This window comes from Algoriphagus aquaeductus (assembly GCF_003253485.1).
In the GTDB taxonomy this organism is placed as follows: domain Bacteria; phylum Bacteroidota; class Bacteroidia; order Cytophagales; family Cyclobacteriaceae; genus Algoriphagus; species Algoriphagus aquaeductus.
Window position 1 is genome coordinate 35,333 of sequence record NZ_QKTX01000024.1, and the last position, 12,206, is coordinate 47,538.

The following is a 12,206-nucleotide window of genomic DNA, read 5'->3' on the forward strand; positions in this document are numbered from 1 at the left end:
TTGAGCAAGCAATATATACATTTTGAATCAACCCATAATTTAACAACTCCATCTTTAATATTTCCAATACTTAAAGAAATAATTTCCTTTAATTCAATTTTGGATATAGGCTGCGGAATCGGCACTTGGCTTTCAATTGCCAAGAAACTTGGAATTGAAGATGTGTTAGGAGTAGATGGAGATTATGTGAATCATGAGCTTTTGTCAAAGTATTTGTCCCAATCTGAGTTTAAGTCTCATGACCTTACTTTGCCTTTGGTTTTAGGGAGAAAGTTTGACTTTTGTTTATGTCTTGAGGTTGCAGAACATTTACCCGAAAAATTTTCTGATGTGTTAGTTGATACACTAGTTAGGCACTCAGACTTAATTCTTTTTTCTGCAGCTATACCCGGTCAAGGTGGGCAAAATCATATAAATGAACAAGAACCAAACTTTTGGATAAAAAAATTTGAAACTAAAGGGTATTATGTTTACGATCCTATTAGGCCCCTTGTTTGGACCAATTATGAAGTAGACGTATGGTACAAACAAAATATTTTTCTGTTCTCAAAGAATCCTATGGATTTACTCAAGCCAATATTTACTCATTTGGTACATCCTGAACTTTATCAGGTTCAGGTACAAAAGAAAATTCAATATGAATCTGAACTTGAAATGATTAAGTCTGGTAAAGCACGTCCTGGTTTTTATTTAAAGAGATTTTTTAAAAGTTTATTACAATAAAAATGTCATTGGTTTCGATTTTAGTTCCAGTATTTAATGCAGAAATGTTTGTTAAAGATTCCATTCAAAGTATTCTGACCCAAAGTTTTAAGAATTTTGAATTGATTCTAGTAGATGATGCTTCCTCTGATCATTCTGCAAGTATTCTTAAATCTGTTTCCGATCCTAGAATCTTATTTTTTCAGCATGAAACAAATAGAGGTATAGGAGAAGCACTTAATTCAGGTTTAGCGATGGCCAAAGGTAAATATGTTCTTAGGATGGATGCGGATGATATTGCCTATACCGATCGAATTGCACGTCAGGTGGATTTCATGGAGAATAACCCTCATATAGGTGTGAGTGGTACTCTTGCTGAATTTTTTGATAGAACTCCATTTAACAAGGCTGTAAAAAATGAATTTCTGAAACCCTCTTTGCTTTTAGATTGTCCATTTGTTCATCCCACGGTAATAATTCGAAAGGATGTTTTGGACCATAGCGGGCTTCAGTTTTCTGGGTATCTGGAAGATTATCAGCTTTGGATTAAGCTCAGTGAGAAAACTGAGTTTGGTCTTCTCCCTGAGGTTTTACTAAAATATAGGAGGAGTGAGTCTCAATTTACTGCACAAAATTTTGAGAAACGAATAAGTGAGGCAAATCTTCTTCGAATAAGCTTTGCTGAAATTTGGCTAAGACGGTCCCTTTCATGCTTTGAAAAAAGAATTGTTAGTTTGGGGATTTCCGAGGAAATGCAACCCGATTTGAAGATGGTTGAGATGTTTTGCAAAGAGTTGTTAGCAAGTGATCCCTGGTCTGATAAAGAAGCAACACTCGAGGTAGTAAAAAAGCTGTTTTTTAGAAATTTTTATAGATCTCCCAAAATATTGAAAAGTAAGCTCCAAATACTAAACAATGATTTACTTTCGATAAGAGAGAGGCTTAATCTTTTAAAAAAATCGATTTTTTATTAATTCTAGCTGATGCCAAAAATTTCTATTATAATTCCTTGTTTCAATTCAGAGAAATTTTTGAATGAAACATTGGATTGCTTATCAAAGCAAAGTTTTCAAGATTGGGAATGCTTGATAGTGAATAATGGGTCTACAGATGGGACTCTTCAAATAGCAGAAAATTATTCCAAAAAGGATCAACGTTTTAAGGTGCTCTCTAAGGATCATGGAGGGATTTCTAGTGGAAGGAATCTTGGAATATTATCCGCAAAAGGTGATTTCATTCAGCTTTTAGATTCTGACGACATGATCACACCCAATAAATTGAAGAATGAGGTTGAGTTTCTATTAAAGCACCCAGAGGTGGATATAGTATATTCAGGTGCAAGGTATTTTTATTCAAATGATTCTACAAGAACATTGCATATTTACAGTGATTCAAGTTTGACTGGAACTATTGAAATTGACTTTTCAGATAAATTAGTTTTAGAGGCTATTCTGAAAAGAAATCCATTTGTGACGTCTGCACCCTTATATCGTTCCTCTGTTTTTTATGAAATTGGACTTTATGATGAATCCCTTCAATACATTGAGGATTGGGATTTTCAGATAAGATGTGCAATATCTGGTAAGATTTTTCATTACTTAGGCTATAAGCCTGATCAAAGTACACTCATTCGCCTTCATGACAGAAATATTTCTAAGAACCGAAAGGCTGTCCAAGAGGCTAAAGCTAAGTTGATGAAAAAGTATCCTGATTTGTTTCCAACTAAAAAAAAGAGTGGACTAATAGAATTACTAAGGCTGTTCATCCCACCAGTATTTTTGAAACTTATTAGATAATCAGAATGAAAAAAATCCTTAAACCGATTGCTTTCTATCTTCCCCAGTTTCACCCAATTCCTGAAAATGATACTTGGTGGGGAAAGGGATTTACCGAATGGACCAATGTAAAAAAGGCAAAATCACTCTTCAAGGATCATTACCAACCTCATATTCCTACAGAATTAGGTTATTATGATTTGCGAGATGAAAAAGTTCGAATCAATCAAGCTGAACTGGCCAAAGAACATGGGATTTTTGGGTTTTGTTATTGGCATTATTGGTTCGGAGGAGGCAAACGATTGTTAGAAAAACCAGCTCGTGATTTTTTAGAATCTGGGAAACCTGATTTCCCCATTTGTTTTGCATGGGCTAACCAAACCTGGTCTGGAGTTTGGCATGGGGCCCCTAATCGAGTACTTATAAGTCAGCAGTATTTGGGAAAAGAAGATGATGAGGCCCACTTTCAAGAGCTTTTACCTTATTTTAAAGATTCGAGATACATTTATGTAGAGGGTAAACCTTTGTTTCTGATTTATCGCCCATTCGATCATCCTTATTTAGACTATTTTCTTGAACATTGGGAATCTTTGGCTAAAAATTCAGGATTTGATGGAATTTATTTTTTAGGAATTTCTTATCAGAAGTATAATCCTTTTCAAAAATTAAATGGTTTTGCTTTTCATGATAAATTTCTTCAGAAAGGAAAATTTAACTTATTTGAAAAAGTCACAAAAAAGATAACGAAGAAATATCCCAATGAAATTTTAAGTCGGTGGAGAAATGGGTGTATAGTTACTTCTTACAAAAAAATGGTAGATAGGACCTATAATGAAAAAATGACATTAAGCAATTTTCCTACTCTGCATACGGGATGGGACAATACTCCTAGGTCTGGGAAAAGGGGGATTGTTCATCATGATTTTAGCCTCGATCATTTCAGGTTACATTTGGAAAAATTAATTGATTGTATTAATGAAAACCAAGAGCCTATATTTTTTATAAAAAGTTGGAATGAATGGGCAGAAGGAAATTATTTGGAGCCAGATCAACGCTTTCAAAGAGGTAAATTGGAAGTCATAAGATCCGTCTTGGAATCAAGGATGAATAAAAGTTAAAATGAAAAAAACGATACTAATCACGGGTGGGACGGGGTTCCTTGGTAGGAATTTAGCTCTAGCCTTAAAAAATAACTACCGGGTAATTTTAACTGGGAGGAACAATAAACAAAACATGTATGCAAAGACCGTTACTGGTTGCGAAGTTGTTCCTATGGATGTTGTAAATATTGAATCTATTCGGGATGCCTTCTCACAGTTCCATCCCAATATTGTCATTCATGCTGCAGCGACAAAGTTTGTTGACTTGGCTGAAAAATTCCCAATGGAATGCACTGATGTAAATGTATCAGGTTCTCAGAATGTAGCTAGGGTTTCCGCAGAACGAAAAGTAGAAATGGTTATTGGAATTTCTACAGATAAGGCTGCGCCACCAATTCGTAACCTTTATGGAATGACGAAGAGTATTATGGAGCGAATTTTTTGTGCCATGAATGAGAATTCGGAGACTAAGTTTTGTGCGGTAAGATATGGGAATGTCGCTTGGTCAACCGGATCAGTTTTACCCATTTGGGCTGAAATGCATCAAAAAACAGGGGTGATTGGTACCACGGGGCCTGAAATGAGACGATTTTTTTTCACAGTAAATGAAGCAGTAGATTTGGTTATTAATGCAATTAAACATATTGACCTTGTTCAAGGAAGAGTTCTTTCTCGTCATATGAAAGCGGCGAAGATAGAAGATATTTTAAAAGTTTGGATTGAAGAAAAAGGAGGAAAGTGGGAAAAAATAGAAGGTAGACCAGGCGAACGTAATGATGAATTTTTAATTGGGGAGTTGGAGCTGGATTATACCAGAGAATTAGATTTTGATGGAATCAAGCATTACTTAATTTCATTTAACGAAAAAGTGAAACAACCAGTAAGTCTCGGATTATCCTCAGCGAATACTGAAAAACTTTCCAGGGAGGAGATTGTGGATTTAATATTCAATTCTCCAGATGAGTGAAAAAAATAGTAAAATCCGTCATGGATTGATTATGGCCGCGGGTCGAGGTACCAGAATGGCACCTTTAACAGATTTGATTCCTAAACCTATGGCTCCATTATGGGGATCAACTTTGATTGCAAATGGAATTGAAAAGATTAAGCCACACTTAGATAACCTTCATATTACAGTTGGCTACAAGGGCGCCGATCTTGCTAAGCATGTCATAGAATTGGGAGTTTCTTCTGTAATTAATACTGAGGGACACGGTAATGCATGGTGGATTTTTAATTCTCTTTTGAAAACTTTGAATGAACCTATCTTGGTGATGACGGCTGATAATGTTACCGATTTTGAAATAGACTCACTTTTACAAGAGTATAGAAGACTCAACTCACCTCCCTGTATGGTAGTTCCAGTCATTCCTGTGAAAGGGTTAGATGGTGACTTTATTCACCAAAAAAACAACATTGTTTATTCTCTAGATAGAAAATTAAAGGCTCCCACCTATTGCTCAGGTATCCAGATTCTTAATCCTTTTTTGATTAATGAATTAATGTCAAAAAAGGAGGATTTTTATGAAGTTTGGGTAGAGTTAATAAAAATTAGTAAACTGTTTTCATCAAGTGTTTTACCAAATAAATGGTTTACAGTAGATACTATTTTAAGTTTAACAACTATTCAGAATCGAAAAAAACAATAGATTTTAATGTTAATATCTATAATTATTCCTACACTTAATCGTCCTGAAAAGTTAATTTATTTATTGGATCGATTAATTTCGATTGTAAAAAAAGAGGAATTAATTGTGGTTGACGATAGTAAGGTTAGCCAAGCAGAAGAAATTATTAATCGTTATTCCAAAAAAATAATTTACATACATCGCGGTGATAAGTTAGGGGTAAGTTCTGCTCGTAATTTGGGAAGTCGAATATCAAAGGGAGAATATTTAATTTTTTTGGATGACGATGATGATGTGGCTGATTCATGGTTAGAAGATTTCTCTTCTAGATTAGAAAAAAATCCTGATTTGGTTTTTTGCAACATGAAATTAGTCACACAAAATATTAAAGTTTTAAGCATTTCCGCGTCAAAAGAAAATTGGAAAACAGTCATTCCTGGAGCTTGGATGATTAAAAGGGAGATTTTTGATAAGGTAGGTGGTTATGATGATCGTCTAAAGTATGCTGAAAATACAGAGCTTTTTTTTCGATTCGATCGACTTTCCTTGAAAAGGGAGTTTGTCGAAAAAGAGAATCTTATTTACCACCAATCCCCTGATGGTGGAAGTAAAAATCTTCAAAACATGCTCGATTCTATTAGGTTGATTTTGGAAAAACATAATGAATATCTTAGTGACCATGTTAAGCATTTGTATCATCAGAATGTGGGAGTAATAGAATTGAGATTTGCAAGATTTGAGCAAGCAAGAATGCATCTCTGGAAATCTTGGAGATTTAAACCTTTCAAAACTAGTACTTGGTTGAGAATTTCATTAGCATATCTTCCTTTTTTGGCAAAGAAAATTTACAAGTTAGATATTCGCTCCTGATGATATTTGGAGGATTTCTAATAACTTATAATCGTCCTAAGGTACTTCTTAACACCTTACAGGATATTTTTTCTCAAACGTTTCCTCCCCAACACCTTTGGATTATTGATAATTCTGAAGATTATGAGACAGAACTTGCCATAAAGCATAAGTACGATTCCCGCTTGACCTATGTAAGGATGGGAAGAAATGAAGGGCCTGCTGGTGCGGCAATGAAAGGATTGGAGCTTTGTGGAAAAGCTGGTTTAGATTGGATTTATTAGGGAGATGACAACGATCCCCCTTTTCGTGAGGATTGCTTTGAGCGGCTATTGTCCATCCGGGATGTCAATCCCTTCTGTGGGATTTTGGGCGCAGTCGGACAATACTTTGACCGAACCAAGGGAAAGATATTAAGGGTCAAAACTCAACTATTAAAAGAAAAGCCTTGGATTGAAGTGGACTATGTAGCAGGAGGGATGTGTATGCTGGTAAGTGGAGAAGTTGCAAGGTCAGGAATTGCACCTGATCCCAAGCTATTTTTCGGTTTTGAAGAATTGGATTTTTGTTTAAAGGTCAAGCGAAAAGGATATTCCATTGTAGTAGACAACAAATTGTTCTTGGAAGCAAGAATCAAGCATGGACGTTTAGATTTTGATCTTCCTCTTTATTTGAAAAAGACTAATCTAGTTCGTGAATACTATAGTCTTAGAAACCTATTGTATATCTCTGATTCGGTCTCCCTTCCAATCATGAAGCGGTATCTCTACCTAAAATGGAGCCTGAAGGCTATCTATGGATTCAGGTATGGTCCATTTTATGGTTGGGAAAATATGAAAATAATTACTCTTGCTTTTTATCATTTCTGGAGAAAAAAGATGGGGAATACTTTGAAATTACGAAACGGATGAAGTGTAGTAAGCAGGTTGCCTGTTTAATGGTGACTTTTAACCGTTGCAGTTTTCTCTATCAGATCCTTACACGTATCTATTCCTTTTCTTGGACGTATTCCCGATTCATGATAGTTAACAATGCCAGTGAGGACGGTACTTTGGCAGTATTGGAGGAGTTTAGAGACTCATTGGATTTAGAAATCATAAGCTTACCTGAAAATATCGGGCATGGGGCGGCATTAGCCAAAGGGCTCCGCAGATTGAATGAAAGTGGGGAGCGCCCCGATTATGTTGTGTTTTTGGAAGATGACAGTTTTCCACAATCTGGATACTTGGATTTCTTAAGACAAACGATAAAGAATCATTCGTTTTCCTTTATTTCCTCGGGTGGATATCTTGTTCGCTTGGGCAAGCGAATTAACCTTTCTCCAAAAGAAGGAAAAATTTTGGAAGCAGACTTTGGACTTTTTGATGGGGCAATTGCCAAATTTGAGAATTTGATGCAAATAGGTTATCCGGTAGAAGATTGGTTCATGATGTTTGATGATTTCGAATATTGTTACCGAATTAGAAAAGCAGGATTTCGAATAGGCGTGATGCAAAATCCATATGTGGAGATCCTGCATGAAGGTTGGGGAGGAGGGGAGTCACATTCCCACCTTTGGAGAACCTATTATCAGTCCAGAAATTTTATCCTATTTGTTCGGAAGCATTTAACTTGGTTTTCCTTTTTAGATGCCTTGATTCTGAATTTAAAGAGACTGTTGGGAGGCCTTTTTGTCAAAAATGGATTGCAGTTGACCAAACTTCGCCTCAAGGGATATCATGCTGGATTGTTAGGTAAAACAGGAAAATCTTTGGATTTGAAAACTCTAAGGGAGGTTTGAGAGTGATTATGAAAATTGGCCTTTTTGCCAAGCAGGTCCTTGTTGCCACTTTTGGTACTTGGTTTTATTCAGTTGCAAGATTGCCAGTAGGAACTCATTTAGAATATTTTATAAAATATAGAGTCAAATTTCCAATCAGAACAGTAGTGGATGTGGGGGCGAATGTTGGGAAATTTTCAAGCTCTTTTTATCGATATTTCCCCAAAGCCCAGTTTTTCTGCATAGAACCTTTTACTCAGACATTTCATGTTCTTCAGAAAGAAATGCCTCATTCTAATTTTAACCTTTTCAAAGTTGCATTTGGAGAAAAATCAGATTTAGTCAAAGTAGAAGTTAATCAGATAGGGCAGTCTGATACGAATTCTTTAAGGAATTTATCTCTTCAGGAGAATGGAAAGGCTACAGAGATAATCGAGGTGATTACTTTGGATGATTTTATGAGTCAAAACCAGTTAATGCAGGTCGATTTTTTAAAAATAGATACTGAAGGATACGATTTACAGGTATTGAAAGGAGGAAGTCATAACCTTAATGCTGGAAAGATCAAGTTGGTTTTAGTGGAATGTGGATTAGACTCCCGAAACACTTACCATGTTTATTTTCAGGATATAACCAAATTTTTAATTGATAATAATTTTGCTTTGATAGGTTTTTTTCAAACAGATATTAGGAAGATTTCTAAAAGGAATCATTTTTCGAATGCTTTGTTTGCTCATGATTCTGTATTAGATCATATAGGATGAAAATCCTTTTTAGCCAAGTTGCCTTGGTAAATGCTGGAGCTGAGCGTAGCCATCTGGAGATCTTTCGCCACCGTGAGTGTCCCCACTCACGGCTTTTGCCCTAGTTAGTTAAAGGATTTGAAGTCCCATTTTGTCCGGTTATCGAGCACTTGAACTGAGCTTGTCGAAGTTTGTCGAGATACGTCTTTGAGTACTTGAAAAGCCCAAACTCAAAAATCAAATATTGAAGTTTGAAAGGAGCCAAACCTTTGATCAACTTAAATCTTGGAGCTGTTTGCGGTAAAAACCTTTCTGCCTTCGAGCCTTTGTGGCAATAAACCAATCCTTCATCCTTGAAAATCCTCTTTACCCAAGACGCCTTGGTCAACGCCGGAGCTGAGCGTAGCCATTTAGAGATACTGTCCCGTTTTTCACAGGATACCGAGGTAGCCTTGGTCTATTTTTACCCAAAGCACGAACTGAAAGAAGAATACGAACGAGCCGGAATCCGGCTCTTTTTTTTAGATATTCCAGAGACTTATCATTTTCCCTTAGCGGTTTCCCGTCTGGTTCGACTGATCCGAAAAGAAAAGCCCAATCTTCTGATCTCCAGTCTTTGGCGAGCCGATATCATCACCCGAATCGCCTCACTACTTACAGGCGTTCCTCTTGTCGGTACATTGGTGAACGACTCCTACAGCCCCATCGCCTGGACTGATAAAAAAGGATTGAAGCACAAGGTGGTTTATTGGCTTGACCGCCTGACCGCCGGTATTCCCATCCACTGGATTGCCAATGCACAGGCTTTGGCAAATTCCCATGTGAAAACCCTGGGCTTAAAGAGCAAAAAAATCACCGTGGTTTACCGTGGCCGACCCGTCATTGCGAGCGCAGCGAAGCAATCTCCAAAAGAGGAAGCCGATTCGGAGACTGCTTCTGCTTATTTATCAGAAAAAGCAGGCCTGAAAGACAGCAGCCTCGCACCTATCCCGATTATTTCGGGAGTGACGGATGACGTCATTGCGAGCGTAGGGAAGCAATCTCCCAATGAGGAACAGTTTCCTCCCACTGAGATTGCTTCGGCTACAAAAAGCCTTGGAGAAGATTCTAGTTTACTGGAAAGTAGCCTCGCAATGACGAAAACAATTTGCAACTTCATCTCCTACGGCCGCCTTCTGGAGCGCAAAGGCTTCCAGGATGCCATCGCGGCCTTTTCCCAGGTTCTCCAATCCCACCCCGACTGCACCCTGACCATTTTCGGCGAAGGTCCTTTTCGAAAGGAATTGGAAAAGCAAATTCAGCATCTGGGCCTCCAAGACTCCGTCTTCCTCCCAGGAAAAATCACCAATCCCATGGATGTCTTGATTACTGGTTACTTCCCAAAGCCGACTTCGCCTGCTTTCATCCAGGCATCAGACGACTGTTCACTGACCACTGACCACAGCAAACTGATCACTGCCCACTGTTTTCTATTTCCAAGCTGGTACGAAGGTTTCTCCGGTGCACTCGTCGAAGCCATGATGGCCGGAATTCCCATCATCGCCTCCGATATCTCGATGAATCTTGAAGCAGTCACCAATGGCAAAACCGCCCTAGTCTTTCGCGTAGGAGATCCCCAGGATCTTGCAGAGAAAATCAGCTTTGCCATCCAGCATCCCGAGCAGATGGCCGCCCTAGGTCAAGAGGCGAGGAGAGAAGCCGAAGAAAGGTTTGATATTGAGAAGATTGCGAAGGAGTATGAGCAGTTAGTTAGAAGAGCATTCTTTAACTATTATCAATGAAAATCCTCCAACTCATACAGAAACCTCAGCGCAGAGGAGCAGAAATTTTTACTGTTCAACTTTCTGAGGAGCTAATGGCATCATGCCATGAAGTGAGGTTAGTGGCTTTGTTTCAACACCGGCAAGAGATTGAATTTTTAGGGCCTTTTTACAAGTTAAACAGAGCGCTTTCAAGACGGTTTTTTGATTATCAAGGTTGGCTACAGCTCAGCCGTTTGATCAGGGAATTTCAGCCGGATTTGGTTCAGGCTAATGCCGCAGACACATTAAAATTCGCCGTTTTCTCCCGACTGATCTTTGGTTGGAAAGCAAAGTTGGTTTATCGAAATGCCAATCAGATGGGGGATTTTATCCGGGGATTTTGGCACCGGAAATTCAATCAGTTTCTGGTGGATAGGCTAGAGGGGGTAATATCCGTGTCGGAAGCAAGTCAAATCGATTTTTTTAAAACTTTTCGCTTCCCCGTACAAAAGAGCCGCACCATTCCAATCGGTATTGTCTCCAGGGATATAGATAAAAAACTTAAAGAAGTGCAGAAACTGCCTCCAAGCAGGTATCTAATTCAGATTGGCAGTTGGGTTCCCGAAAAGGACTCTTTGGGTATGCTTGATATGTTTGTTCAGTTACAGGATGAAAGTCTGAATCTGGTTTTTCTTGGTTCAGGTCCCTTGGAGGAGGAGATGCGAAGGAAGATTTTGGATTTAGGTCTTTTGCATAGAGTTACGCTTTTGCCCAATCGGGCGAATATTTTTCCAATTCTATCCCGGGCTCAGGCCTTGGTGATGCCTTCCAAAATCGAAGGGCTTCCTGCCGTGATTTTAGAAGCTATGTATTGCCGAGTACCTGTAGTGGCCTACGGAGTAGGGGGGATACCGGAAGTGTTAGAATTCGGTAAAACCGGGTGGTGTATTGATCCTGAAGACCGGGAAGCCTTTGTGCAGGCCATACAAGAGGTGTTGGAGATGGAAGAGGATCGGAAGAAAAAGATCTTGGATTCGGCATTTGATTTGGTCACTGCCGATTATAACCTTGCCACGGTTGCCAAAAAATTCGAACAGTTTTACCTACAGATTTTAGAATAGCATCAGGAAGAATTTAATCCTTTCCATGCCCCACCACCGATATCCTGCTTCTCCAGAAGCAGGATTTTTTATTTACCACCGTTCCTCGACAAGTGTTCTCACTTAATTATCTTGGTATCCTTCGCCCCCGTGAGTGTCCTCACTCACGGCAACCTTCCAAGTTGTCCTGCTTCTCCAGAAGCTGGACCCTATCCTACAACAACCCGACAACTCGACAACAGGACAACCTGACAACCCAATGCTTCGACTAGGCTCAGCACAGGCAACCTGACAACCTGCCCTCCGGGAGGCGGGCGCGAAGCTGATAACCCGACACCCAGCCACCTCCACACTCCTCGCCAACTGGGTAGTCCCAACCAGTCCCACCTTGTCCCAAAAAAACTTGAGGAAATTAGGGACTTAGCCGCCGTGAGAGTCATCACGCTGGACTTTTCCGAGTTTTCACAACAGATAATCACACTTCGACACCTAACCACCGTTCTTGTAGGTCATAGCACCTCGGATTCAGGGTTCGAAACCTTGAACTGTTGAGCCAGATAAACAAAAAGTCAAATAATTGTTCATTAAAATAAACAATCCACGTCCCGCAGCTCCAGTAGTAAGAAATACAAAAAGCCTCCGCTGGGTCGAATTTGTAATTCGACCCTAATATCCCCAGGGATTTACAATCCAAAACCCACCTCTTCCCACCCAAAATCCTTCGTCCTCCCTCATTTTCCTCATTTTAACCCTATAAATACCCACTAGTTTTGTAGTGCGGGGAAATTCCCCAAAATTCCCTTTCTTA

General features: G+C 38.9%; 13 protein-coding genes. All 13 read left to right on the forward strand.

Annotated elements, in window-relative coordinates; all coding sequences use genetic code 11:
• The 13 genes from CLV31_RS20665 to CLV31_RS20720 all read left to right on the forward strand — a co-directional run bounded on the left by CLV31_RS20665 (position 1) and on the right by CLV31_RS20720 (position 11,419).
• Complete coding sequence (locus CLV31_RS20665) at positions 1-723, forward strand: class I SAM-dependent methyltransferase (RefSeq protein ID WP_181452684.1); 723 nt, start codon at positions 1-3, stop codon at positions 721-723.
• Positions 724-725: 2 nt separating this feature from the next.
• Positions 726-1,676, forward strand: coding sequence for a glycosyltransferase family 2 protein (locus CLV31_RS20670; protein WP_111394990.1), 951 nt, complete (start codon positions 726-728; stop codon positions 1,674-1,676).
• A 9-nt stretch (positions 1,677-1,685) separates the two neighbouring features.
• Positions 1,686-2,498 (forward strand): glycosyltransferase, encoded by an 813-nt coding sequence (locus CLV31_RS20675; RefSeq protein ID WP_111394991.1) that lies wholly within the window; start codon positions 1,686-1,688, stop codon positions 2,496-2,498.
• Positions 2,499-2,503: 5 nt separating this feature from the next.
• Complete coding sequence (locus tag CLV31_RS20680; RefSeq protein WP_111394992.1) at positions 2,504-3,595, forward strand: glycosyltransferase WbsX family protein; 1,092 nt, start codon at positions 2,504-2,506, stop codon at positions 3,593-3,595.
• 1 nt (position 3,596) lies between these two features.
• Complete coding sequence (locus CLV31_RS20685; RefSeq protein ID WP_111394993.1) at positions 3,597-4,544, forward strand: polysaccharide biosynthesis protein; 948 nt, start codon at positions 3,597-3,599, stop codon at positions 4,542-4,544.
• Positions 4,537-5,226, forward strand: a complete 690-nt coding sequence (locus tag CLV31_RS20690; RefSeq protein WP_111394994.1) for a nucleotidyltransferase family protein — start codon at positions 4,537-4,539, stop codon at positions 5,224-5,226. Before CLV31_RS20685 ends, CLV31_RS20690 begins: the two co-directional genes overlap by 8 nt.
• A gap of 6 nt (positions 5,227-5,232) precedes the next feature.
• Positions 5,233-6,075: a glycosyltransferase family A protein gene (locus CLV31_RS20695; protein WP_111394995.1), complete on the forward strand. Its 843-nt coding sequence runs from the start codon at positions 5,233-5,235 to the stop codon at positions 6,073-6,075.
• A complete protein-coding gene (locus tag CLV31_RS22150; RefSeq protein WP_245943458.1) occupies positions 6,075-6,338 on the forward strand; it encodes a glycosyltransferase family 2 protein in 264 nt (87 codons plus the stop codon). The genes CLV31_RS20695 and CLV31_RS22150 overlap by 1 nt, the downstream gene beginning before the upstream one ends.
• 84 nt (positions 6,339-6,422) lie before the next feature.
• Entirely contained in the window at positions 6,423-6,965 is a 543-nt protein-coding gene (locus tag CLV31_RS22155) for a glycosyltransferase family protein (protein ID WP_245943459.1), read from the forward strand.
• 26 nt (positions 6,966-6,991) lie between these two features.
• Complete coding sequence (locus tag CLV31_RS20705) at positions 6,992-7,834, forward strand: glycosyltransferase (protein ID WP_181452685.1); 843 nt, start codon at positions 6,992-6,994, stop codon at positions 7,832-7,834.
• A 2-nt stretch (positions 7,835-7,836) separates the two neighbouring features.
• Positions 7,837-8,577, forward strand: a complete 741-nt coding sequence (locus CLV31_RS20710) for an FkbM family methyltransferase (protein ID WP_245943460.1) — start codon at positions 7,837-7,839, stop codon at positions 8,575-8,577.
• 332 nt (positions 8,578-8,909) lie between these two features.
• Positions 8,910-10,337, forward strand: coding sequence for a glycosyltransferase (locus tag CLV31_RS20715; RefSeq protein ID WP_111394998.1), 1,428 nt, complete (start codon positions 8,910-8,912; stop codon positions 10,335-10,337).
• Positions 10,334-11,419 (forward strand): glycosyltransferase, encoded by a 1,086-nt coding sequence (locus CLV31_RS20720; protein WP_111394999.1) that lies wholly within the window; start codon positions 10,334-10,336, stop codon positions 11,417-11,419. Before CLV31_RS20715 ends, CLV31_RS20720 begins: the two co-directional genes overlap by 4 nt.
• The last annotated feature ends 787 nt before the right edge of the window (positions 11,420-12,206 follow it).